Genomic DNA, 23,680 nt, shown 5'->3' on the forward strand with positions numbered 1-23,680 from the left:
GCCTTCTAAATGGCTTTACAACCAGAACCGCAACTGCCTGGCTCTCAACAACTAAGTACACCTATTAGGAAAGGACGACTCAAACGCTGGGGTCAATTGTTGTGGCGAAGTAAGACAGGGACAGTTGGTTTTTTTATCGTTGTTGCTGTCATTTTAGTGGCAGCGTTTGCTAGTGTATTAGCGCCTCACGATCCGAATGAAATTAACCCCATTAATATGTTACAGCCACCAATGTGGATTGAAGGAGGCTCCATCAGCCATATCCTAGGAACCGATAATCTTGGACGGGATATATTGAGCCGAATTATTTACGGTTCCCAAATCTCTTTATTAGTCGGAATAGCTTCCGTTGTTGTTGCCGGAATCATCGGTGTCACAATCGGCATCATAGCTGGCTTTTACGGAGGATGGATTGATTCCATTTTAATGCGATTAGTCGATTCTTTTTTGTCCATCCCTAATATCTTATTTGCTCTTGTTATTTTAAGCGTATTTGGTCCAAGTGTCTGGACGCTAATATTTGTTCTTGGGGTAACAAACTGGGTAAATTACGCGCGACTTGTTCGAGGTGAAGTACTATCAATTAAAGAAAGGGAGTTTGTAAAAGCAGCTCGTTCTATCGGTGTAAAGAATCGGGTTATTATGTATCGTCATTTATTACCGAATGTCATCTCTTCTTTTATTGTTATCTCCACCTTAAGTGTCGCAACCACCATTATTTTAGAAGCGTCTTTAAGCTTCCTTGGTTTAGGTATACAGTCACCTGATATTTCTTGGGGCGGCATTTTAAGTGACGGACGGGATTATTTGGCAACAAGCTGGTGGCTCGCAACATTCCCTGGATTAGCCATTACAGTAGCAGTATTAGGAATAATTTTTTTAGGCGATTGGCTTCGCGATGTTCTCGATCCTCGTAGCCAAACCCGTCGGTAAGGAGAAGGTAAACATGAGCGAAGACGTTCTTTTGTCAGTAGAAAACCTGCAAACACATTTCTTTACAGAGAATGGTGCTGTTCCGTCTGTGAATGGTGTATCCTTTTCAATTAAACACGGGGAAACAGTTGCAATCGTAGGCGAATCGGGTTGTGGTAAAAGCGTGACTTCCTTATCAATAATGGGACTTGTGTCCTCCCCAGGAAAAATTGTCGGCGGCTCCGTTATGTTTAATGGTCAAGATTTGATTGGCATTAGCGATAAGCAGTATCGTAAATTAAGAGGCAACGACTTATCGATGATATTCCAAGAACCACTCACCTCTTTAAACCCTTTATTTACAATAGGAAATCAGTTAGCAGAAGTAATCTTACTACACCAAAATGTATCAAAAGAGCAAGCGAAAGAAAAAGGCATTGATATGCTTAAAAAAGTCGGAATTCCGCGAGCTGAAAAGGTCTACCGTTCCTTCCCACATTCCTTAAGTGGTGGTATGAGACAGCGTGTGATGATTGCAATCGCACTTGCTTGTAGCCCTAAATTACTCATTGCTGACGAACCTACTACAGCTTTAGATGTGACCATCCAAGCACAAATCTTAGGGTTAATGCGTGATTTAGTTCAAGAAAACGATACAGCGATTATGCTCATTACTCATGATCTTGGCGTTGTAGCAGAAATGGCAGATACTGTCATCGTTATGTACGCAGGGCAAGTAGTTGAAGAAGCCAATGTCTTCACTTTATTTGAGCATCCGGCTCACCCTTATACCCAAGGACTTCTTGCCAGCACGCCTAAAATTAATGAGCTTGAAGAGGAGTTAAACTCTATAGAAGGAACGGTCCCAACCCCTGATACCATGCCAACCGGCTGCCGTTTTTATCCACGTTGCCCTCAAGCGATGGAACATTGCGCTGTCGAAGCACCTCCATTGTTTGTAGCAGAAACCGGTCAGCGTGTCCGTTGTTGGCTTTTCAGTGAAGAGGAGGCAGCATCCATATGAGGGACGTATTATTAGAAACGAAAGGCTTAACTAAACACTTTGATGTAAGTGAAGGTTTTTTAAAACGAGATAAGAAGCTACTTCGTGCAGTTGATGGCGTTGATCTTACAATTTATTCTGGAGAAACACTTGGAATTGTAGGTGAATCTGGTTGCGGTAAATCTACACTTGGAAATGTATTAATGCGCTTGCTTGAACCAACAAGCGGAAGTCTTCTGTTTGAAGGTACTGATTTCTCATCCTTAAAGGGAGAGTCGTTACGAAAAAAGCGCGCTGATATTCAAATGATCTTCCAAGATCCATTTTCCTCCTTAAACCCACGGATGACGGTTAAAGATGTCATTGCGGAACCGCTAAAGACTCATAAAGTCGAATCAGGAAAAACCATAGTTGAGCAAGTGTATGAATTGATGGATGTTGTTGGGCTTGATCGTTCCTATGCAAAACGCTATCCTCATGAATTTAGTGGCGGTCAGCGTCAGCGTATTGGCATTGCTCGGGCTATTGCTCTGAAACCAAAACTCATTATTTGCGATGAACCGGTTTCTGCTTTAGATGTTTCCATTCAGGCACAAATTTTAAATTTAATGGCGCGTTTACAAAAAGAATTTAACCTCACTTTCCTATTTATTGCACATGGTTTGCCTGCAGTTAAACATATTAGTGACCGAATCGCTGTGATGTATTTAGGTAAAGTCGTAGAACTTACTACAAAACAAGCACTATTTGAACGTCCAATGCACCCTTATACAAAGGGATTAATTAGCGCCGTACCTGTTCCTGATCCAAAAGAAAGGGACAAACGAGAGCGCATTGTTCTTGAAGGCGATATGCCAAGCCCTGTTAATCCCCCATCTGGCTGCCGTTTTCATACACGCTGTGCAAATGCGCAGGAAAAATGTGCGATTGAGGAACCTGCTTTTCTTGAAAGAGAACCAGGTCACTTTGTAGCATGTCATTATCCACTACATTAATCCGTTAAAGAGGTGATTACAATGAAGATCGCGTCAACAGAAGAGATGTTAAACATGCTAGAAAAGCTCGTTAACATTGATAGCGGATCTTATCATAAAGATGGCGTTGACCGAGTTGGACAACAATTAATCGACGCTTATCAAACAATCGGTTTTCATGCAGACATACATGAACAACACACATACGGCAATCATATTGTTCTTATGCATCACGAAGCAACAGAGCCAGACATCCTAGTTGTTGCGCATATGGATACCGTCTTTTTAGAGGGCACAGCGGCAGAACGACCATTTCACATTGTTGGTGAGCGCGCTTATGGACCAGGTGTCATAGACATGAAAGCAAGTCATGTCACAACGTTCTCTGCGTTACAAGCACTTCTAAATGCTAATAAGGAAGCCGCTAAAAACGTTGTTGTATTGCTAACGAGTGATGAAGAAATCGGCGCACCATCAGCGCGGAAGCTGATTGAGGCACAAGGTGCAGGCAAGAAAGCCGTGCTTGTGATGGAACCAGCTAGAAAAGACGGTTCCCTCGTCACGTCACGTCGTGGTGGCGGTAGATATACCTTGAAAGTCACAGGAAAAGCGGCTCATTCAGGTATTGAACCAGAAAAAGGACGGAGCGCGATTGAAGAACTTGCGCATAAGACGATTAAGCTACATCAGTTATCTAACCACGAAGAAGGCATTAGCGTAAATGTGGGGATTAGTAAAGGCGGTACATCAATCAATACTGTCGCTGATTATGCCGAAGGGAAAGTTGATATTCGCATTACCACTCAAGACCAAGCAGCACCTTTAGCAAAAGCTATAGAGAACATATGCGCTCAGCCTGATGTTCCTGATACGTCAATAGAACTTGAAGGCGAGATTACCCGCCCGCCAATGGAGCGAAACGAGCAAACCATTGCTCTATATGAAATCATTAAAGACGTTGCTTCATCATTAAATATTGATTTAACAGAAACAAGTACGGGGGGCGGATCGGATGCTTCTTTCACTTCTGCACTCGGTATCCCAACAATTGATGGAATGGGACCAATTGGCGGAAATCAGCACAATGACGAGGAGTATTTAGAGATTGGTTCACTCGTAGAACGAACAAAGTTGCTTGCATTAACGATTGAAAGGTTAAGCAGTTAAATTCAAATCATTGTCTAAGACCAGAAATTAACAATGAACGTTAAAAAAATGCGGTGACGCCTACTGAAAAAGGAGCCGCATTTTTTGTATTAAGTTAAAAAGAACAATAACGAACCTATTCCAATATTAGTTCAGAAAATTAAGTTTTATTTCCACTCGTATGAATCTCATAATCCTTATATCGCTTTATAAATCCGAACATGCCTACAGGATGTAGGTACCAGACGTTGCCACACGACGTGGCGTTCTTAGCGTGGTTTCTTTGCCGCGGGCACGGCACCAGCCGCTTCCACTCATATATTTGCTCCTCTGTCTTCGGGCGCGTGCTGTACCCGCTGGAGTCGCCGCCAATTTCATAAGTGATTACAACGAACATTGTTCATATTATTAGTCATATCTCTTTTAAGAGCAGTTATGAAATTCATTCACGATCACTAATGTTGCATAAATATAGACAGAATGTTCAGACCTAAACACTTTTAGTTAAAATAAAAAAAGGACACACCCTAAGAAAAAGGTGGTTCTGTCCTTTAGGAATAACTGTATATCAGTTTACCAGTGACTTATTCAACAACGACTTAAGGGACTGTTTTGCATGGGATTTTCCGTATCCAGACGTGTGCACGTTTCCATAATGCTGCTCTTAAGTAACGGCTGACTCGTAGAATGGAGTAGCGGCTTGTAGTGTGCAACTGCGCAAGTACGTTGAGACAAAAGACGTTTTCATGCTGTGAAAATTTGATTGTATATGGCGCGTTGCGTCTGCCCATAAAATGTCTTGATGCGTGTACGTGTTGTTTGATCCACTTAAAGAACAACTCAATTGCCCAACGCGAGCAATACATATTTGAAATCTTCAGCGTTCAAGTCGGCAAAACGGTTTGTTCCTAACGAAAGCACTTTTTGTATCCGTTTCTTTGATCAAGAAAAAGCCGAAACACGCACGTTCTCAGTATTGGATTAAGGGGAACCTAAGTACCTTATTTTTTTATTGTTTTCATCAATGCGGTACTGAGAGCCTGTTTTTTCGTTACCCCTGTACCTGTTGCTTGGAAACAAAACGCCCCGCCTCATGTACATACTGTTCGAGGCTAGCCGCCCATTCCTCTTCGCCAACAAGCTGTAGAAAGACGACGTTCTCTTCCCATGGTTCATAACGAACGATCCAAACCCCTTCAGCACTTGGCAAATGGAATTGGATTTCCTCAATGACGACGCCATCATCCGCTTCTTTGGCGTGCAACTGAAGTAAGCTGATGTTATCGAAATGCCAATCGGCTTTTTCCAAGTCCATCACAAGCTGGTCAAACAATAGCCATTCCTCATTTGTTAGTGAAAGGCTTTCTTTCAAGGCAGAGAGCTCTTCACGGCGGCTTAAACGATCAAAAGAACGATCATTTAAGCGGAATGAGGTAGTCTGCTTGGCTGTAGGTAGCTTAAACTCGTAAAATAAATTGAACATAGATGCAACTTGGGCTTGGGGGACGAGCAGAAACTCATGAAGGATTTCGTTGATTTGAATGTGACAAAGCCATTCATCCTCTGGAGAAAAATGAACGATCAAGCGCTTGTCCTGTTTTGCATTAGTTGCTCGTAAAGCATACTTGGCCTCAATATACCTTTGGATAAATTGTTGAAGCTCCTCTGTTAAAGGTGACTGGCCGTTCATCTCTTTCTGCATGTCCCAGAGCTGTTTTAAAATTAACTGGCTCCGAGTCGCAAGTAAAACTGCTTCCCACGTTTCATCAGACTGGGCACCAATCATTTCCTCGCCCATCCCTCTAGCGACGTCAGGGAAGCCAGCAGCAGAAACAAGTAATAATAACTCTTCACGTGTACATTGAAGCAAAGGTCTCATGGTACATCTCTCCTTGTATTGGGTCGAATATGAATAATGACTTGAATGAATATCATAACCCCTACATAGCTTTATCAATACGAACATTCACCTCAATTGGCGAACGCTTTCCGCGGGCACGGTCTCAGCCATTTTCGCGTAAAACCACGCTTCAACGTCTTCAAACAAGTGCTGTTCCCGCAGGAGTCGTCGCCAATTTCAGAAGTTAATATAACGAATACCTGTGTAATTATGTCGATGATTGTTCGTTATATCTCTTTTCAAAAGTAGTTATGAAATTGACTCACTTCTCAACTTTTTGAAATAACGACAATTATTGACCGGCGCTAAAGACCTATCATTTTGTCGTTTGCTGTGAACTGAAAAATCAGGTTAATCTCTGACTTTCAATTCGATGTGAGGAAAAATGTTATCATAATGCTTCTTGACAGACACATCAATGATCAAGTTTTGATCCAACTGAGTTTCAACTTCAAGCACTTCACTTTGAAACCCAAATTGAAGGCTCCCCACGCTGGAATCAAAGTTTAAATAGACGGTATGCTTTCCCGGACCAATGGGAAGACTCACTTCTTTCCCTCTCGAAATATCTCCAAAATATTCTTCGTCAATATAAATGTCAAAACGGCGCTGCCAGCACAATAATTGGTTTTTTCGTACTAATGTAAGCCGTGATCCAGTTGGCGGATGCTGTTCCATTTGTGTAGCCATTGAGTCCTCCTCAATAATTTTTTTGTTGTTCTCGTCATTTTAATTAAGTTAGTTAAAAAACGAGACAAAGTACAGAGAGATTTCCAATCAATCAACTCACCGTTAAAGCAAATCAAAAATAAAGCCCACCAAGGTAGCTGCTAGCACAGCAACAAAAAAACCAATAACGATAAAAAAGATAATATAGAAAATAAATAGTAAGTTTACAGTCCAGGACTTGAAATTGGCACGTAACCAATAATAAAGAAAATAGGAGAGTCCTCCTCCAGTGGTGTGGTAAAAACCATTCCATATTTTCTTGAGAATAGTATCAGGATTTTTAATAACAAGGCTGTCGTAAATACGCCTATAAATGGCACTATAAAATAATAGCCCCATACCAGCAGAGATATTGAGTGCATACATACAGCAGATGCAAAAGTATATAAAGAGTTCAAGGGAATAAATAAACACGTATGAATCACATCCGAAATCGTTAATAGCATTAGATATTCCTAAGAATATAAATGAAGCTAAGTCCATTTAGAAACCTCAACACTTTCAAATAAATTCTTATGAAAAAAGCCATTCAATAAAAGCCAAACCCACTGTAGCAAGAGGAATTCCAATACAGATAAAAACTATTAAGTACAGCAGAAATACAAGCTTTGCAATCCATAGTTTGTATTTTTTAATTAGCCAGAAGTAAAGAAAGTAAGAAAGCCCCCCACCAAATACATGATAGAAAAGATTCCATATTCTCTTTATTGTCGAATCGGGATCCTTTATAAGAAAACTTTCATAAATAAGTTTATAAAGAGGACTCCAAATCAATAAACCTATGCCAGCGGAAATAGTAAGGGCGACAGCTATAAAAAGAAGCGCAGATAAGAAAAATTGGACTAAAAACATGGTGCTTTACCTCAATTCTAGCAGTAAATGATTTTTTTTAGTGGAGCATAGATAGCTAAACTTAACATGTATTTAGTCCACCTGTAACACATACTTGTTTTATAGTAAACCTACTAGCTAACTTCCCCAGCTAAAAAGGGAGGTGACACTATCTTTAACATTATTAAACCCATTACTCACAGTTTCCCCAAAATTTTGGACGTTTTCTATAGTCGCATTGACACCGTTCTCTAATGCTTTACCAATTTTTTGAGCACCATCTTTCACTTTTTCGTTAAATTGATCGTTTACAATGCCTCCCGCGATTCCTCCTATAAGCCCACCAACAGCACCTCCAACTACAGTGCCAATTCCAGGACAGATAATTGTTCCAATGGCTGCTCCTAACTTAGCTCCACCAATACTGCCGCCAATTACAGTTCCTGCATGAAATGTCGAACCTGCAAAAGCTCGAAAAGAGTTTTCGTAAGTAGAATTATTTGCATTGCGTGGATTTGAGATTTCACTAAAGTGAGAAAAAGCTCCTATGATTTCAGCACCTCTAAAGACACGTCCAACCGTTTTAACAGCAGTTGTTGCAGTCCCACGCACTTTGTCGCTTGTTAAAAAGTCTTTTACAGGCGACACAATTTTTCTATTAAATTTATCAGCACCTGATGCGACAGTTCTTGCTGCTGCTTTGGAACCGTCTACTACTTTTTGAGTGAAAACTCCACCAACTGGTGCTCTAAAACTAGAGTTGCCGTAGTACTTGGAGCTAAAGGCAAGTCCTGTTAGACCATAAGCTCCAACTTTTACGACTTGTCCAGCGTCATAAACATCGCCCATAAACCCTGAAAATGTGGCACTTCCGTGAAAGAAATTATCCACACGGTATTGAGTGACCTTCGAAGTAACTTCACCGTACACTTCTTCCTTTTTGATTGTGCCAGATTCATAGTTCGTAATGGAGATTCCACCACTACCCACCTTGTCTCTTAACGTTTCCATGTAAGAGCGGAGCAGTAGCAAGTCTTCGTGAAGGGATTGCAAACGAGAATGGAATTTTTCATCAAAGTTTGCGAGCTTTTCGATTGTGTCGTTTTTCTCCGTAATAAGATCGTCTATCCCAGAGTTGATGTCAGAGAAGTCTGCGTTCGTTAAAGAGACCAAATCTGAATAACTGCTGACAACTGCGTTTATATCAGATTCATACTCGTCCGTGAGTTGTTTATTTTGTTTCATTTCCGTCTCGAACTCGTCGTCTAAGTATCGTTGATCGATGTGCTCGCTATTATCAAAACCGAAGTCGCTTAAGCCGCTAATGGTTTCATCGATCACCCGTTTGTAGGCGGTAATGAGATTACGATATAAGTTAACGTAAGGGGGATAGCTTTCTTGAAAATAACGGCGGATGCTTTCACCCCCGTGCCCACCAAGTGAGGAAGAGTGCTGAGATAACCGATTAGCACTAGCTTTTACACTATATAAGGGGGTTTGAATGCCATCAGATTTGGTGGAAAGGTCTTGTAAAAAGGTTGTTAGTTCAGAGGCGGCAAGTACCCGCTGATCGATACCCATTAGTTTCCACCTCGAATGCTTTGCCCTAGGGCTCTATCTGTTGCAATCATTGATTCAACATTTGCTACTGTATCGTCTACCTGTTTAGCAACAAGGGCAGCAAATTCTTTGTTGAGCTGTTCCATCTCTTCTAAAATTTGTAGCGCTAGTTCTGCTGTAGCTAATTTATTATCGCTGTTTGCCTGGGGAATGCTTTCAATTGTTACGCTCTCAGCGCTTGTTTTAATAGCTTCGATAAAGGCAATGGCTTCATCTGAATTGTACGTAATTTGACTCATGCTCATTCCTCATTTCTCTTAATCTATATAATTCCATATATTAAAGTGTGAAGGAAAAATATTCAAGGTGAAACCATCCTTTTAACTTGATTAATAGTAGTTAAGAGTAGAGTACTGGTACAAAGGGTGTGTGTGCGCTTTATTTAGGTGTGAAAAAGATGATTTTTTTGGAAAAATGTTGTAAACTTTTCATTGATGCATGGGATTTATCAGAACTGTTGAAAAAGAAGGTGAGCTTATGAGTGAGCGGAGCGTCTTGGAAAATGAGATATCCTTTTTACGCAATCAAGTCAATACTTATTCAGATGAGATAACCCGGTTAAAGAAGTGTAAGCAAAAATTTTCCGATTTGGTGGGTGAGTTGGAGGGCGCAAAACAAACGTATTTGCAACCGGAGCTTTCTAAGCCTTATTGGAGTGGGCAAACAGCACATCGTTTTGAAGAGAAACGACAAACAAACGTTGTCGATAAAATCGATTCCACTTGTATCGCTCAAGTAGAAAAGATGGTTCAATCAGTTGATTCTGCGATACAAGCAAAACAAGGGGCGATTGATTTAAACGAAATGCTTCTCTCATCTAAGCTTAGTGCTTTACGAACGCTAGATTAGTTGTAGCATGAGGGTTGTCTTATATCAGCCGGAACATGAACGCGATGCCTCCGTCTATTCAGTCTTCATTAAAGCAAGCGAAAATGTTTCGGAACGAAAGACATTGCGTTCCACTAGCAAAGATCTGAAGCACTATCGCAAGCAATGGCTAGACTTTAGCAATCGCAAGAAGAAGTATCAAAAGGATATAAACATTCTCGGGAGCGAAACAGTTATTCAAAAACCGATGCGGATGAAAGATGACTACATGAGAAATGGTCAGCTCAAGCCTGGTTACAATATCCAGTTGGCGACCAAAGGTCAGTATGCATTAGCCTATGACATCTTCCCTAACCCTACAAACACACGAACGCTTATCCCTTTTTTAACTACCATTGAAGAGGGCTTCTTTGAGTTCCCTCCCTTCCTCATTGCAGATGCCGGTTATGGTAGTGAGTAAAATTATGAAGATGTCATTCAGAATCGGAAACGTGCCCCTCTTATAACCTACAATCAATACAGGAAAGAGCAAAAAAAGAAAACGAAGCAAGATCCTTTTCAAATAGCCAATTAGCCTTACGATTCTAAAGGAGATTCTTTCACGTGTCCACATAATCAAAAACTCTCGTTTTTGTATGAATCCCGTTTACATGATAAAGATCGATTTAGTCAAAGCTGTCGTGTATGACTATAAATGAGCATTGGGAGCACAGAAAGCCTATATAAAACGCTTGCTTTCCGAAGCGAGAACAGGTGGATTATACCGTAAACGAAAAATAGATGTGGACCAGTCTTTGGATTTTTGAAGGCTCATTTGGGTTTCACTCGATCCTCAGCCCGAAGGACCAAGAAAGGGAAAAATGAAATAGGTCTTGCCTTCATGGCGGTAAATATGAGGAAATACACCGCATATAGAAGGTATTTCACAATTAACTTGCATCAGAAAAATAGAAAAAAGATCGCCATCACTTGAAAAAAGGGATGGCGATCTTTGTTGTGTCAGAAACTAGTTATGTCCCAGCCTCTTTCATATTAAGCGCCTTTTTTCTCTTCAAGTTTTTTCACGTCATTTAAAGGCTGTTTTGGCCAGTATGGTGCCATAATGGGACCGGTAATACACCCTCGTCCTCCATAGAAGGAAGAGGATTTTTTTTGTTACATTCAATCGCGTTTTTTAATCAAGTTGCCCCTAACAAAAGGGCTATTACCAAGCCGATTTGGAATAATTGCATGTTTCTTGATTCTTTCGCTCATACTTTAAACGAGGTGATCGGCTTGGACCAACTACTGTCCACACTTATACGTACGGTAATTATGTTTATCGCCGTTTTAATTTTCTTTCGCTTAACAGGAAAAAAAGAGCTTGGTGAAGTAAGTGTTCTTGATGTCATCATTACATTAATGATTGCTGAATTAGCTGTTGTTTTAATTGATGATCCTGAACTGCCTCTATATAGAGGGTTGGCACCTATTGCTCTTCTCATTCTCCTGCAGCGTATCTTCACTTATTTACAAGTAAAAAATCAAAAATTTCGAGATCTCGTCGATGGAGAACCAGTCATTATTATTAAAGATGGACAATTTTTACAGGAAAACTTATCGGATCAGAATTACAATATTGATGATATTATGTTGCAGCTACGGGATAAAAACATTGCTGATGTACAAGAAGTTGACTGGGCGATGCTTGAAGCCTCTGGTACATTATCTATTTTTAAAAAAGGGGATAACACACCTTTTACCTTGCCTTTGATTATGGATGGTGTGCTGCAAAAAGATCACTTAAAAATCCTAAACCTTACGGAAGAATGGGTTCATCAACAGCTAAATAAGAAGGGCATCGTTGCCGTTGAGCACGTTTTTTACTGTAGTTACTTCAATAACACATTTGCCGTTCAGAAAAAAACGATAGCACCGTAGTTGAAATGAAATAAAAAGGGTATAGATGTATAGAAGAGGTGAAGTCACGTGACCATGTATACGAAAGCACTGCTCATTTACAATCAAGCAGCTGGACAAGGTGAACTAGAAGATTTACTTAAAGACATTGTTCCTAAATTAGCCCCTTCCATAAAAGAATTCACTTTATACCAAACCGAAAAAGCAGGAGACACGGAAGCTCTATGCGTGGAGAATGGAAGCAAAGTGGACTTAATCCTCATTATGGGTGGAGACGGTACGGTTCACGAATGCGTAAACGGACTTATGCAGCAAGCTGGTCGCCCAATCGTTGGTATTTTACCAACAGGAACATGTAACGATTTGTCCCGTTCATTGAACTGTTCAAAAATAGACGATGCAGTGGATGCTATACTTGCTGGCAACACTACCGATATTGATATCGTTAGCCAAAACGATCGTTATTTCAGCAATTTCTCTGGAATTGGCCTTATTACAGAAGCATCAAAAGAAATTGAGGAATCAACTAAAGAATCGTTTGGTAAATTAGGCTATATCATTAGTGCCATCCGCTCCCTGAAAGAACCCACCCCTTTTTCATATGAATTAACAACCAATACAGGTGTAAAGAAAAGTGGAGAAGCGGTTATGATCTTGGCTATGAACGGTCAATACATCGGAACGGTTGGCTTGTTTAATGACGTTATCTCTTTAAACGATGGCATCCTTCACATGTTTATCGTGAAAGAAGCAGGCGCAACGTTGCTAAAGAATATGTATAATCAAGCACGCACAGACGAAGGATGGCTCGATCATCCAGAGCAATTGGAAATGCTTGATGTCGAACAGTGTTCTCTTATTACATCACCTGTTCTTGATATTGATAGCGATGGAGAAAAAATAGATACCACACCAGTAACGTATCGTGTTCATGAAAAAGCATTGACCTTCATCCATCACCAACAATAAAAAGAGGAATCCAATAAGTGTTGGATTCCTCTTTTGGTTTAACAGCTTCCATCTGAACATGTATCGCCTTGATTCACTACTTGAATCTGAGAGGCATCTTCTTCTTTTACCTTTTCTAACACTTGAAGGAACGCCTCTTTAGGCTGAGCTCCTGAAACAGCATATTTTCGGTTAAAAACAAAGAACGGAACGCCTTGAACCCCAATTTGGCTTCCTTCTGCCTGATCTTGCATCACAACGTCCTTATACTGATCGCTGTCTAATACGGCATTTACCTCTTCTTTCCCTATACCTGCTGTTTCCGCAATCGCTATTAGCGTTTCTCGATCGCCAACATAACGCCCTTGGACAAAATGCGCGTCCAATAGCGCCTCCATTACTTCTCCCATTTTCCCTTTTTCTTTCGCTAAATGGCTTAAGCGATGAGCATCCATTGTATTCACAACTCGGACACTCTCTAGATGATAGTTTAAACCTACTTCTTTGGCCTGAGCAGTGACTTGACTATTCATTTCTTTTGCCTTTTCAACAGGGACATTGTACTTTTTCGCAAGAACCGTCACCATGGACTCTGTCGAGTGCTGTGGTGCACTAGGGTCAAGCTGAAAACTTTTAAACGTCACGTCAACAGGTTGATCAAATTCATCTAAAGCCTGCTCAAACTTTCTCTTTCCGATATAACAAAACGGACATGCAACATCCGACCAAATCTCTACTTTCATTCTTCATTCGCCCCCTTCTTTTTATACGATATACCCATCAATAAACAAGTGCAACGGATGTGCTTTTAATCACCGTTTTATATCCTTTTAAAAAAAAATTATAAAAAAAAGTGATCCAATGTGATCTCTCTTACGTTATCTAAGTAAGTAAGAACAATAAAGCTTTTTTAAAGGAGGTCATGTCATGTTTACAGATATTCTTGTACAAGCTTTTGAATCCGTTTCTAGCATTATCGGTACTCTTGGTTAATTCTCTTTTTTCTTATTTTCTAACAGGAGGTGGATCTCATGTTTACAGATATTCTTGTTCAAGCTTTTGAATCAGTTTCTAGCATTATCGGTACTCTTGGCTAATTCTCTTTTTTCTTATTTTCTAACAGGAGGTGGATTTCATGTTTACAGATATTCTTATTCAAGCTTTTGAATCAGTTTCTAGCATTATCGGTACGCTTGGCTAATTCTCTTTTTTCTTATTTTCTAACGGGAGGTGGATCTCATGTTTACAGATATTCTTATTCAAGCTTTTGAATCAGTTTCTAGCATTATCGGTACGCTTGGCTAATTCTCTTTTTTCTTATTTTCTAACGGGAGGTGGATCAAATGCTCACAGACGTACTTACACAACTATTTGAATCAGTTTCTAGCATCGTGGGAACTCTTGGTTAATCAATATGAACGGGCAGTGATCCTTGTCGCTGCTCGCTTTTTATTGTTTTCATCTGCTCAATACCCTATCCATCGCTACACATTCCCATTCAATAACATTCCCTCAATGGCAACCCTTCTTTTTGGCAAACCCACATAAGACTAGTGTAGTATGGAGACAGTGATTGCTTAAAGGAGCAAAAGACATGAAGCAAACAGCGCTTATTACCGGGGCAACAAGTGGAATTGGTCTTGAAACGGCCAAGTACTTACTAGCAAGCAACTATCGAATAATTATTGCCAGTCGAAATAAAGAAAAAGGGGAAGCAATCGTCACCCTTCTCCGCCCCTATGGAGATGTCTCTTTTTCTTTCCTTGATTTAGGTAACCTTTCTTCCATTCAAGCCTTTTCAGAAAGCGTTCAAACTTCAAGATTGGACTTACTTATCAATAATGCAGGCGTCATGATTCCACCATATGAGCTCACGATAGATGGTTTTGAAAGACAGTTTGGTACAAATCACCTTGGCCACTTCGCATTGACCGGGTACCTTTTGCCACTTTTAACTTCTACTCCTCAGTCCCGTATTGTGACGATCACAAGTATCGCTGCCATTAAAGGAACGATTCAGTTTGCTTATTCCAATGGCGAGCACGATTACAGTCCGATGACGTATTATCGGCAGAGTAAGTATGCCAACTTTTTATTTGCTCGAGAGCTGGATCGACGTTTAAAGATACATCGAAAAACCACCATTAGTGTTGCTTGTCACCCCGGTCTAGCTTATTCAAACTTGCTCTCCAGAGGCTCAGGCAAGAAAGCCCATTGGTTCATTCGCAGCGTTCTACCTTATCTTGTTCAATCAGCTAAACAAGGTGCAGCATCAACATGTTATGCTGCCACATGTGCCCAGCTTAACGGTGGTGAATGGATTGGACCTAGTGGCTATAGAGAATGGTACGGAAAACCTAAATCTCAACCAACTGGGGATGCTATATTTGATAAACATCAAGCGAAATCGTTATGGTCACTTTCAGAAAAACAAACCGGTATTTATTATCTGTCTTAAGGAGTGTTTACTTATGTCTGATCTAAAGTATATGAAGCTAGCGCTTGAAAACGCAAAAGCCATGCTAGGTCAAACAGGGGCAAACCCTGTTGTCGGCTGCGTACTTGTAAAAGAAAGTCGAGTGATTGGTATAGGTTCTCATTTAAAAGAGGGAGAGCCACATGCTGAAATTCATGCATTACGAATGGCAGGAGAGCTGGCGAATGGTTCAACGGCTTATGTCACGCTTGAACCATGCTCACACACAGGCAAAACAGGTCCTTGCGCAGATGCCTTAGTGAAAGCCGGTGTAAAAAAAGTCATAGTCGCTTCACTTGATCCCAATCCTAAAGTCGCTGGTAATGGTATAAAACGTCTTAGAGAGGCTGGCGTTTCAGTCGAATCAGGATTATTAGAAGAGGAAGCCACACACTTAAATGAAGTATTTAACTTTGCTATCGTTCAAAAAAGACCGTTCGTGACGTTAAAAGCTGCTGTCTCCCTTGACGGGAAAATTGCTACGAAAACGACTCACAGCAAATGGATTACATCCCCTCCTGCACGGGAAGATGTACATCGACTTCGAAGTGAACATCAAGGTATTATTGTCGGCATTGAGACCGTCTTAAAAGACAACCCCTCATTAACGGCTCGTATTCCTAATGGAAGAAACCCGGTTCGCATTATCGTTGATTCGCAAATGCGTATACCGTTAGACTGTAACGTAGTCAATGATGAGGAAGCCCCTATCTATCTCTTTACCTCTGCTGCACCAGCTCATAGAGCCAAAGAAGCCGCATTAAAAGAGAAAGGTGTACACATCTTTTACACAACGAATCAGGAGAAGGTCGATGTAGATGAGATGCTTGCTACGTTATTCTCAAAAGGCATCACCTCAACGCTTCTAGAAGCGGGTGGCACATTAAATGCTGCTTTTCTAGAGCAGCAACACGTACAGAAATGTATTCTTTATATCGCCCCAAAACTTATTGGTGGACGAGATGCACGAAGCTTTTTTGAAGGAATCGGTATCGAAACAATGGATCAGGCGATTCCGCTGAAGTGGGCAGAAAGCTCCGTTATAGGACCTGACCTAAAGATTGTCGCTTATCCTCAATATGAAAATAAAAAAACCTAAATGCGCTCTACATGGCTGCATTTAGGTTTTCGTTTATTCAGAACGCCATTGTTTTTTCGCTTTTACTTTCTTAAGCAAAGGGAAGCCTAATGAAAACAGAATCATTGTTAGTACAAGCACAATCGGGACAACCTGTATCATTAGCAACCTAAAGCTTGTTCGCTGTGTTTCCACAAACCATGTGGCGTGATGCCCATTTTCAATAAACGTAAGAAACGGATACTCGTTTAAATAGTTCGTGAACAATTCATATTCAAATTCGTTAATGGATAAGTCAGTCGGAATCAAATAGACTGGCATGTACAGTTGTTCGTCTACCTTTGTTTCAGTAACATAAGATTGAGGCAAAATGAACGTTTCATAGGTGAAAAAATGCTCTTGTTCTACACTATAGGCACGAAATGGTAGCGTTTCTTCATCTGTCATGAACTCAAAGCTGCCATGATCATCATAGATTATTTGCTGAAGCGCTACTTCTTCACCTTCAAGATAAACGGGCTGTTGGTAACTAAAATTTGCTGACTCTTTCCATGGAAAATGAATAATTGAAGGTGCATCACCTTGTTGAAATGACGCTATTTCCTCCATGCCTAATTGCTTTAACACCTTTGGCCACTCATCGTCTTCTACCGCTAATACTTGAGATGCGAAAAACAGATCTCGTTCATCTTCTAGTCCATTTACAATCCAATCTTGGAGCCCCTTTAAATGCAAAGCCGAAACACCGTCACGAGCCAATGCATCTGTTAAATCGTCAAACTGATCGATGGCTCTTCTATCTAATAAATGAGCGCTTGTATACGGTTGTTTTTCTAAATAATGATCATAAAGATCATCACTGACTTCATTTTCACTATGGAATTGGTTATAGTCCACTACAGATTGAATGAAAGGTATCATTAAGACTGAACAACTAAGCCCAATTAAACTTGAAACAATGAGGATTGTTGTTTTTTTCAGTTGTTTACTTACAAAGAAAACAAGAATGAACCATAGTGTGAGAAGGATACTGGCGATAATCATATAAGTGTAATCAATAGGTATATGTATTTGATTATTTACATGGTCTTGGCGATGGAAGATTGAAACACCTATTACGTGGCTCCAACTCTCGCCAAAAAACTGAAAGGCTCTATAAGCTACATAATAACTAATAATGACTAAGAGCATGGAAACAATACTAAACAATACGATACAAGCAAATGTTGTTTTCTTCGGCGAAATACCATAGTACTTTGACGTTGTTAATCCAGCACGAAAATCAAACAATGACAGAATTTGAATAGCTAGCCATGCTAGAATGATCATGTTCAATAAGAGGAGTAGGCTATAAAACGCAACCATTGCACTACCCTCTGAAAGCTTCTCCACAGGTGGATTTTGATAAACGGGTTGACGTTGTATATTGATGTCAAAAGTCTCCTTCAAATTAGAAGAAACAGTTGAAACGTGGTCCATTTCTACTAATCCAGCAATATAGCCTTCCTCTACCTTTTCAACGGTTAATGCTGAATAAGATGCTTGATAAGCTTGCAGCTCTTCATATACACCTGTAATCGTAATGTCCTTTTGATCGCCTGTGCTAGACTCAAAAGTAAGTTGGTCACCAAGTGAAAAATCGTCATCGATCGCATAAAAGTGATATTTATTAATAACCCATTCATGTTCATTCTGTGGCCACTCTCCCATTAGAAGAGTCGTCCCATTTTCATGAAAATAAGGTTCACTATTCCTTTGGACGATTACCGTCGCTCCTTCATATGTATACGCTTCCGGCTCACTTTTTACATATGGTTGGTATACTAAGTCCATTTTCATAAATTGCTCAATATCGGATTTATTTAGAGCGGCCTTGGACTGAATCGAATAGAGCCCTAAGTTTCCTCCATCACTTGATAACTGGTTAACCTTATTAGCATGAATGGCAACTTGCAGACTAAAAAACATCGACGTAAGAAACCCTATTAGCAACAGTACGTAAACTAGAAACAATCCAAGTCCTTTCTTTGTTTGAAAAGCAGTTCGATTGCCCATTAAAAAATAAATCATTTTCATTCCTACTCCCGCACCCTTCTTAAATCTAAGCGCGAATGATCCTCTATTACTCCGCCCTTTATAGACAACATTCCGTTAGCCTGCTCTGCTTTTTCTAGCTGAGATGTTGTGAATAGAAAGGTGATTTGTCTTGACCACGTATATTGAATGAGTTTTTTTAACATCGTAGCATCTTCTGGCTCTTCCATTAAGACTAGAGAAGGGCTCATCCAGAGAGCACGGATTATTCGTACCAGTTCCTGTTCAACAGTGTCAAGATCCTTCACGTATTTATGGCAAAGATGTTCTGCATGAAAATAGGCGAGCAATTGTTTTAAGTGCTCTTTATTTGCATAAGCCTTTTTGTTTAGCCACTTATTCACCTGTAAATTTGCTTCAACCGTCGCTTCAGTATGTAACAATGTTCGACTTGATACAAAGCCAACTTCCTCTCTGCGTATACGAGCTGCTTCTTCTTCATTCACATTTGTTATCGTATGTTGACCAATCGTAATTTCACCACGACTTGGTTTTTTGATTCCTAACAATAAATCCATCAGCCATTCTCTCTCATGCTGATTTTCTAAAACGATTCCAACCGCTTCACCATGGCGAATGGAAAAGGTAATATCCTCTAAAATCATCTTTTTTCTGTAAATAACCCTTTCATTTACTGATAATTGTTTAACACGGACATACTGCAAATGCTTGCTCCTTTCTTAAAGAATGAATGTTTATTCTTATGCTATACTAGACTCTGTTAGCGTATAGAGGAGGTTCCATTATGAATAATGAAATGATTTCGTATTTTACTCATGCTAAAAAGCCGCTCGGGTCGACCAGTCGAGAACAAATTCACCAGAACGGGCTATGGCATGAAACGTTCCACCTTTGGATGATAAATAACAACAATCGAGAACCCCAAATCTACTTACAACTCAGAAGTCAGACAAAAAAAGATTTTCCGAATTTATTTGATATTACAGCTGCTGGTCACTTACATTCTAAGGAAACAACACTAGATGGCTTAAGAGAAGTCGAGGAAGAACTCGGTATAGCGTTATCATCAGACGACATATACTTTATTGGTCAGTTTCTAGATAGAATTCATACAAAGCCATTTCTAGATAACGAAATCGCTTCTTCTTACGTTCATTTTACATCCCAATTGATAGAGTCGTTTTCGCTACAGAAAGAAGAAGTAGCTGGAATGGTGGCTATACCTTTTCACCAATTCAAAGAGGTGTGCTTTGGTTTGTCCAACTCAATGGTCGCCTCCGGCTATAAAGAAGAGGGAAATCAGCGCATCGCTCTAGAGTACGAAATCACGCTAGATGATCTTGTTCCCCATTCCCTCTCTTACTTAAAGCAAACGGTCATTGCATTGGAAGACGCGCTACAGCGTCATGTTTAAAAAGGAGTCGAGAGCCTTATCCCTCTCGATCTTCTCGCAAACAGCCCATAATAAGCTGGTCATAGTAAATACCTTTTACACACTCGGCTCTTCTTAACCTTCCTTCTATTTTAAATCCACACTTTTCGTACGTTCTTAGAGCAGCATCGTTTCCACTCCATGTATCTAGCTGTACACGCTGCAAGTTCAAATCTTGAAACAAAAATTCCACAAGCAAATTCAACGCTTCCGTCCCATATCCTTTTCCCCGTTCACTCTCAACACCAATGGAAATACCAATTTCAGCACTTCTTGCAATCGGATTTACATCTCGATAATCACAGTTTCCAATATGCGTATTGGTCTCAGCTACATAAATAGCAAAAATGTTTTCCGTTTTCCTCTCTTTTATGACTCGTTTATCATAGAGCGCTTCTACTTCTTCCATTGTCACATGACCATAGAGCGCAGCATAAGAACCCGCAGCTAAACGAGCGGTGTTTTCATCATTTCTCCACGTAACTTGTCTAATAAAATCTGTCTTCGATGCTGGTCGTAATTCGATTCGGTTTCCTTTGATCAAACACAAAACTCCTTTTAATATAATTTTCCTTCTTTTCTGTCATATATAGATATGTTCCATATGTTTTCATAAACATCACCCTTCCGTCTCATGTATAACATAAGTATACCAATGTTTTATTCGCCTGCATAGAAACTGAACATCGCTTTTTCGTAATCGTTTAGCAGTTGTTTTTGATTAATCGTCCACGCAATCTTTTGTTGTCCAATTGGACTATCTGGTCTTAAATCCATAAACGTCATTCCCGTTGCTTCCCCTGTGGTAACCACTTCAATATCACGATGTACGTATGTTGCTAAAGATGGATTTGCCATAATAAGGAGGGGAACAATGTCATGAATAGGTGGCCCAGATAGTTGAGGTTGTTTTTCTTGATAGTAGTTTATATATACAGAGAGAATCGCTTGAATGGTGCTCCCAAAAGTAGAGTGACTTGTTAAGCGTTGAACGAGAGGAGGAGTTACTATCGCCTGTGATGTAACGTTTAAAGGTGTGATGGTTGTTTGAAGGAATTGAAAAATAAAACGTGCACTGACAGAATCGCCATAAATATTAGCTTCAGCTACAGGCGTACGATTACCAGGAACGAAAAAAGCCCCGCCCATAATAAAGACATTTTTCACCTGATTGAACTCGTTCTCATATAAATTCAACGCACTCGCCAACGCCGTCATTCTCCCTAACTCTATAATGGTTAGCTGCCGGTTATAGGTCGTAAGAATGGAACGTATGGTGTCGAAACCCAATCGATTTCCTGGGAAATGATGTTCAGGCATGATAGAGCCAAGCCCTGCTTCTCCATGAATGTCAGGGTAAGACACTTCTTCAAACTCTGAAAAAGAACGAAAAGCAGCAGGGATCACTGGTATATGAGACATCCCTGCTACTTTTAAAAGATATTCTGCGTTTACTGTGGACTGGTCTTTTGTAACATTTCCATAGCTAGTCACAATGCCAACTAATTCAATCTGTGGGTGCATGATGGCTAGCATAATGGCCATTGCATCATCTATTCCTGGATCACAGAATAACAAGACATAATGCTTCATGTACTTGCCCCTCTCTCAATGTCCTACATTATTTTATGAGAAGCAGTACCGAATCATACTCGTTCCTTTCCCTTTAACAATCAAAATATAGATGATTATGCAATGAACAGTTTGGGTTAAAAGCGACATAACAATGTGGACATTGATCAGCGTTCAAGTACTGATGAATCGTTAACAGCTCTTTACAAACTCCACACATAATGGCCTGTTGCTCAAAAGCTGTTTTTGACCATTGGGTTCGTACATGCTCAACCGCTTCATCATGGCATTTGTAACATGGATAAAAGTCGTGGCAACACGCAAACTGAATAGCTACTACATCAACCACTGTCGAATAGTGAACACAGCGTGTCTCTGTATCAATTACTCTTCCCTTTACTACCTTCAATCTCTAGGCTCGCTTCCTTTAAATACCGGACTTAAGAGAAGACCAATGACAAAGCCAATTAAAGCCGGCAACGCCCATGCAAAGCCAATATCGTCAAAAGGTAGTGGAACTGCGCGTAAGAAATTCCATGATTCATTTGCAGCCATTAAGCCTTCATTAATAGAGACAATGGCCGTAAACAGGACGGTCATTTGGTAAACAATACGTCTTCTTTTAAATAATGGCTCAAGGAACGCTAGTAGAATAAGCACAATAGCTATCGGATAAATAAAGACTAATACCGGGATAGAAAATTCAATAATTGTGCTTAACCCAAAGTTTGATATACCTAAGCTAAATAGGGTAAAAATAATTACAAACGCTTTGTATGAAAGGCTAGGAAAGAGCTTGTTGAAATAGATAGAACAAGATGAAATTAAGCCCGTTGCAGTTGGGATACACGCTGCTAAAATAATTAGGCCTAATAAAATATTGCCACCTAAACCGAAGTATTCAAATGAGACACTTGCAAGAATTCCTGCTCCTGAGTCAGCTGAAATAGCCGAAGCACTAATGGCACCAAGATAACCAAGGCCTGCATAAACGGTACCTAGACAGATGGCAGCAATAATTCCCGCTTTCCATGCTGTTCGCTTCACAATCCGCTGATCCGTCACGCCAAAATCTTTTATTGCTTTTACTACAATAATACCGAACACAACTGCTGCAATTGTATCCATTGTTAGATAACCTTCCGTAATTCCGCGGAAAAATGGATAATCATTGAAAGAAGAATCAACAGGTTCAAGATACGTTCCTAAAGGGTTAAATAAGACCGTTACAAGTAAAATAGCAATAACAAGTAATAAAAACGGCGTAATAATTTTTCCAATACGGTCAACAAATTTTCCTGGACTTAGTGATAAATAAAATACGATAGCAAAGTATGCAACTGAGAAAAGAAACAACCATAGCGGACTAGATGCATTAAGGCTCTCACTTCTTTCAATAAATGGAAGAATACCAATTTCATAGGATACCGTTCCCGTACGAGGAACCGCAAAAAACGGGCCAATCGTTAGAAAGGTTAGAGCTGTAAATCCTATCGCAAAATAAGGATGAACTCTACGTCCAAGGCCTTCAGCGTCATCACTTCCTACGTACGTAATTGCCATAACACCAAGTATAGGTAAACCTACCCCTGATATTAAAAATCCTATAATCGCTGGCCATGCATTTGATCCAGCACTCTGACCCAGCTCTGGTGGGAAGATTAGATTACCTGCACCAAAGAAAAGTGAAAAGAGCATCAACCCAATATAAAGTGTTTGCTTGTTTGATATACCACTTAATTGGTTCATCATGTCACCTCTCTGTTTAAATTATCTGACTAATTATGTCATTTGAGAATTGTATCACATTTTGTCAAATTATGTCCATATAATTTTCATGTAAAATCTTCCTTCAAAACAGATGGTTAGTATGTGAACAAAACAGGTATAAAGAAAGACATACTTTTTTAGGAGGAATGATTTTGGGTCAGTTAATAAAAGAAGCCGAAAAATTAGAACACTGGACAGTTGAAGGAGAAACTTTAATCAGAAGTTTTTCTTTTGATGACTTTTTAGCCGGGATAGATTTCGTCCAAAATGTTTCTGCCTATTCTGAAGGAGCTCAACACCACCCCTATATCATTATTGACCATACGACCATCACCATTAAATGGACAACAGTTGATAAAGGGAAGCTTACACAAAAAGATCTTGACGCTGCTAGAGCCTGCGATCAATTCTATTCGCATTGATTGATGGATAAGCCAGTAGTGATTCACGCATTCTGCATGAATCACATAAATCCCTCAGCAAAAAAGACTATCCTTTCCCCATTTA

At 40.0% G+C, this 23,680-nt stretch carries 24 protein-coding genes and 2 pseudogenes; 12 read left to right on the top strand and 14 right to left on the bottom strand.

All coding sequences use genetic code 11. The annotated features are described in order from the left end of the window. The first annotated feature begins 9 nt into the window (after positions 1-9). The 4 genes from PQ477_RS06915 to PQ477_RS06930 are packed head-to-tail and all read left to right on the top strand — an operon-like array spanning position 10 to position 4,056. Complete coding sequence (locus PQ477_RS06915) at positions 10-933, top strand: ABC transporter permease (protein ID WP_274273243.1); 924 nt, start codon at positions 10-12, stop codon at positions 931-933. 13 nt (positions 934-946) lie between these two features. After that, positions 947-1,936, top strand: coding sequence for an ABC transporter ATP-binding protein (locus tag PQ477_RS06920; protein ID WP_035397313.1), 990 nt, complete (start codon positions 947-949; stop codon positions 1,934-1,936). Next, complete coding sequence (locus tag PQ477_RS06925) at positions 1,933-2,910, top strand: ABC transporter ATP-binding protein (protein ID WP_144560307.1); 978 nt, start codon at positions 1,933-1,935, stop codon at positions 2,908-2,910. The genes PQ477_RS06920 and PQ477_RS06925 overlap by 4 nt, the downstream gene beginning before the upstream one ends. Positions 2,911-2,931: 21 nt before the next feature. Then, on the top strand, positions 2,932-4,056 hold the full coding sequence (locus PQ477_RS06930; protein ID WP_274273244.1) for a M20 family metallopeptidase: 1,125 nt from the start codon (positions 2,932-2,934) through the stop codon (positions 4,054-4,056). Between the two features lie 578 nt (positions 4,057-4,634). On the opposite strand, the pseudogene PQ477_RS06935 reads toward PQ477_RS06930, so the two are convergent. From PQ477_RS06935 to PQ477_RS06965, 7 genes and pseudogenes are all read right to left on the bottom strand, one after another. Further along, positions 4,635-4,953: pseudogene (locus PQ477_RS06935) on the bottom strand (transposase); the annotation flags it as partial. A 133-nt stretch (positions 4,954-5,086) separates the two neighbouring features. Further along, a complete protein-coding gene (locus PQ477_RS06940) occupies positions 5,087-5,914 on the bottom strand; it encodes a YfjC family protein (protein ID WP_060704378.1) in 828 nt (275 codons plus the stop codon). Between the two features lie 372 nt (positions 5,915-6,286). Further along, positions 6,287-6,625: a hypothetical protein gene (locus tag PQ477_RS06945; RefSeq protein WP_060704377.1), complete on the bottom strand. Its 339-nt coding sequence runs from the start codon at positions 6,623-6,625 to the stop codon at positions 6,287-6,289. Positions 6,626-6,727: 102 nt separating this feature from the next. Then, a complete protein-coding gene (locus PQ477_RS06950; RefSeq protein ID WP_274273245.1) occupies positions 6,728-7,147 on the bottom strand; it encodes a hypothetical protein in 420 nt (139 codons plus the stop codon). A 30-nt stretch (positions 7,148-7,177) separates the two neighbouring features. Then, positions 7,178-7,516 (bottom strand): hypothetical protein, encoded by a 339-nt coding sequence (locus PQ477_RS06955; RefSeq protein ID WP_274273246.1) that lies wholly within the window; start codon positions 7,514-7,516, stop codon positions 7,178-7,180. Positions 7,517-7,633: 117 nt separating this feature from the next. Beyond that, the gene (locus PQ477_RS06960) at positions 7,634-9,076 is read right to left on the bottom strand and encodes a T7SS effector LXG polymorphic toxin (RefSeq protein WP_274273247.1); all 1,443 of its coding nucleotides are present in this window, start codon (positions 9,074-9,076) and stop codon (positions 7,634-7,636) included. Next, a complete protein-coding gene (locus PQ477_RS06965) occupies positions 9,076-9,354 on the bottom strand; it encodes a DUF5344 family protein (protein ID WP_187204409.1) in 279 nt (92 codons plus the stop codon). Before PQ477_RS06965 ends, PQ477_RS06960 begins: the two co-directional genes overlap by 1 nt. Before the next feature lie 238 nt (positions 9,355-9,592). Here PQ477_RS06965 and PQ477_RS06970 point away from each other — a divergent pair, with 238 nt between their 5' ends. From PQ477_RS06970 to PQ477_RS06985, 4 genes and pseudogenes are all read left to right on the top strand, one after another. Next, positions 9,593-9,964 carry a YwqH-like family protein gene (locus PQ477_RS06970; protein WP_274273248.1) on the top strand — a complete coding sequence of 124 codons (372 nt, stop codon included), beginning with the start codon at positions 9,593-9,595 and terminating at the stop codon, positions 9,962-9,964. A gap of 67 nt (positions 9,965-10,031) precedes the next feature. Further along, positions 10,032-10,916, top strand: a pseudogene (locus PQ477_RS20895) (transposase); the annotation flags it as partial. A gap of 179 nt (positions 10,917-11,095) precedes the next feature. Further along, the gene (locus PQ477_RS06980; protein ID WP_144560311.1) at positions 11,096-11,863 is read left to right on the top strand and encodes a DUF421 domain-containing protein; all 768 of its coding nucleotides are present in this window, start codon (positions 11,096-11,098) and stop codon (positions 11,861-11,863) included. A 54-nt stretch (positions 11,864-11,917) separates the two neighbouring features. Continuing rightward, complete coding sequence (locus tag PQ477_RS06985) at positions 11,918-12,811, top strand: diacylglycerol/lipid kinase family protein (RefSeq protein WP_035397355.1); 894 nt, start codon at positions 11,918-11,920, stop codon at positions 12,809-12,811. Between the two features lie 38 nt (positions 12,812-12,849). On the opposite strand, the gene PQ477_RS06990 is transcribed toward PQ477_RS06985, so the two are convergent. Next, a complete protein-coding gene (locus tag PQ477_RS06990; RefSeq protein WP_144560313.1) occupies positions 12,850-13,533 on the bottom strand; it encodes a DsbA family oxidoreductase in 684 nt (227 codons plus the stop codon). An 851-nt stretch (positions 13,534-14,384) separates the two neighbouring features. Here PQ477_RS06990 and PQ477_RS06995 point away from each other — a divergent pair. Together PQ477_RS06995 and ribD are read left to right on the top strand one after the other, a co-directional pair. After that, on the top strand, positions 14,385-15,248 hold the full coding sequence (locus PQ477_RS06995; RefSeq protein ID WP_060705580.1) for an oxidoreductase: 864 nt from the start codon (positions 14,385-14,387) through the stop codon (positions 15,246-15,248). Between the two features lie 13 nt (positions 15,249-15,261). Further along, positions 15,262-16,365, top strand: coding sequence for a bifunctional diaminohydroxyphosphoribosylaminopyrimidine deaminase/5-amino-6-(5-phosphoribosylamino)uracil reductase RibD (gene ribD, locus PQ477_RS07000; protein ID WP_274273250.1), 1,104 nt, complete (start codon positions 15,262-15,264; stop codon positions 16,363-16,365). Positions 16,366-16,398: 33 nt separating this feature from the next. Here ribD and PQ477_RS07005 read toward each other — a convergent pair whose 3' ends face one another. After that, a complete protein-coding gene (locus PQ477_RS07005; protein ID WP_274273251.1) occupies positions 16,399-18,420 on the bottom strand; it encodes a hypothetical protein in 2,022 nt (673 codons plus the stop codon). A 2-nt stretch (positions 18,421-18,422) separates the two neighbouring features. Beyond that, positions 18,423-19,103, bottom strand: coding sequence for an ATP-binding cassette domain-containing protein (locus PQ477_RS07010; RefSeq protein ID WP_274273252.1), 681 nt, complete (start codon positions 19,101-19,103; stop codon positions 18,423-18,425). A gap of 80 nt (positions 19,104-19,183) precedes the next feature. Here PQ477_RS07010 and PQ477_RS07015 point away from each other — a divergent pair, with 80 nt between their 5' ends. Next, the gene (locus PQ477_RS07015; protein ID WP_274273253.1) at positions 19,184-19,813 is read left to right on the top strand and encodes an NUDIX hydrolase; all 630 of its coding nucleotides are present in this window, start codon (positions 19,184-19,186) and stop codon (positions 19,811-19,813) included. Positions 19,814-19,829: 16 nt separating this feature from the next. Here PQ477_RS07015 and PQ477_RS07020 read toward each other — a convergent pair whose 3' ends face one another. The 4 genes from PQ477_RS07020 to brnQ all read right to left on the bottom strand — a co-directional run bounded on the left by PQ477_RS07020 (position 19,830) and on the right by brnQ (position 23,152). Beyond that, positions 19,830-20,375 (bottom strand): GNAT family N-acetyltransferase, encoded by a 546-nt coding sequence (locus tag PQ477_RS07020; protein WP_035393361.1) that lies wholly within the window; start codon positions 20,373-20,375, stop codon positions 19,830-19,832. Positions 20,376-20,491: 116 nt separating this feature from the next. Continuing rightward, positions 20,492-21,424: a nucleoside hydrolase gene (locus PQ477_RS07025; protein WP_035393364.1), complete on the bottom strand. Its 933-nt coding sequence runs from the start codon at positions 21,422-21,424 to the stop codon at positions 20,492-20,494. 73 nt (positions 21,425-21,497) lie between these two features. After that, entirely contained in the window at positions 21,498-21,812 is a 315-nt protein-coding gene (locus PQ477_RS07030) for a CHY zinc finger protein (RefSeq protein ID WP_274273254.1), read from the bottom strand. Then, positions 21,809-23,152, bottom strand: a complete 1,344-nt coding sequence (brnQ, locus tag PQ477_RS07035; protein ID WP_412766076.1) for a branched-chain amino acid transport system II carrier protein — start codon at positions 23,150-23,152, stop codon at positions 21,809-21,811. The genes PQ477_RS07030 and brnQ overlap by 4 nt, the downstream gene beginning before the upstream one ends. Positions 23,153-23,325: 173 nt before the next feature. Between brnQ and PQ477_RS07040 the strand changes: the two genes are divergently transcribed. After that, complete coding sequence (locus PQ477_RS07040; RefSeq protein ID WP_246117088.1) at positions 23,326-23,595, top strand: 4a-hydroxytetrahydrobiopterin dehydratase; 270 nt, start codon at positions 23,326-23,328, stop codon at positions 23,593-23,595. Positions 23,596-23,680 lie beyond the last annotated feature (85 nt).

Source organism: Shouchella hunanensis (assembly GCF_028735875.1).
GTDB classification, from domain to species: Bacteria; Bacillota; Bacilli; order Bacillales; family Bacillaceae_D; genus Shouchella; species Shouchella hunanensis.

Coding starts and splice junctions, on each gene's coding strand:
- PQ477_RS06915 (WP_274273243.1), top strand. CDS start 10: ATGGCTTTACAACCAGAACCGCAACTGCCTGGCTCTCAACAACTAAGT.
- PQ477_RS06920 (WP_035397313.1), top strand. CDS start 947: ATGAGCGAAGACGTTCTTTTGTCAGTAGAAAACCTGCAAACACATTTC.
- PQ477_RS06925 (WP_144560307.1), top strand. CDS start 1,933: ATGAGGGACGTATTATTAGAAACGAAAGGCTTAACTAAACACTTTGAT.
- PQ477_RS06930 (WP_274273244.1), top strand. CDS start 2,932: ATGAAGATCGCGTCAACAGAAGAGATGTTAAACATGCTAGAAAAGCTC.
- PQ477_RS06940 (WP_060704378.1), bottom strand. CDS start 5,914: ATGAGACCTTTGCTTCAATGTACACGTGAAGAGTTATTATTACTTGTT.
- PQ477_RS06945 (WP_060704377.1), bottom strand. CDS start 6,625: ATGGCTACACAAATGGAACAGCATCCGCCAACTGGATCACGGCTTACA.
- PQ477_RS06950 (WP_274273245.1), bottom strand. CDS start 7,147: ATGGACTTAGCTTCATTTATATTCTTAGGAATATCTAATGCTATTAAC.
- PQ477_RS06955 (WP_274273246.1), bottom strand. CDS start 7,516: ATGTTTTTAGTCCAATTTTTCTTATCTGCGCTTCTTTTTATAGCTGTC.
- PQ477_RS06960 (WP_274273247.1), bottom strand. CDS start 9,076: ATGGGTATCGATCAGCGGGTACTTGCCGCCTCTGAACTAACAACCTTT.
- PQ477_RS06965 (WP_187204409.1), bottom strand. CDS start 9,354: ATGAGTCAAATTACGTACAATTCAGATGAAGCCATTGCCTTTATCGAA.
- PQ477_RS06970 (WP_274273248.1), top strand. CDS start 9,593: ATGAGTGAGCGGAGCGTCTTGGAAAATGAGATATCCTTTTTACGCAAT.
- PQ477_RS06985 (WP_035397355.1), top strand. CDS start 11,918: ATGTATACGAAAGCACTGCTCATTTACAATCAAGCAGCTGGACAAGGT.
- PQ477_RS06990 (WP_144560313.1), bottom strand. CDS start 13,533: ATGAAAGTAGAGATTTGGTCGGATGTTGCATGTCCGTTTTGTTATATC.
- PQ477_RS06995 (WP_060705580.1), top strand. CDS start 14,385: ATGAAGCAAACAGCGCTTATTACCGGGGCAACAAGTGGAATTGGTCTT.
- ribD (WP_274273250.1), top strand. CDS start 15,262: ATGTCTGATCTAAAGTATATGAAGCTAGCGCTTGAAAACGCAAAAGCC.
- PQ477_RS07005 (WP_274273251.1), bottom strand. CDS start 18,420: ATGAAAATGATTTATTTTTTAATGGGCAATCGAACTGCTTTTCAAACA.
- PQ477_RS07015 (WP_274273253.1), top strand. CDS start 19,184: ATGAATAATGAAATGATTTCGTATTTTACTCATGCTAAAAAGCCGCTC.
- PQ477_RS07025 (WP_035393364.1), bottom strand. CDS start 21,424: ATGAAGCATTATGTCTTGTTATTCTGTGATCCAGGAATAGATGATGCA.
- brnQ (WP_412766076.1), bottom strand. CDS start 23,152: ATGAACCAATTAAGTGGTATATCAAACAAGCAAACACTTTATATTGGG.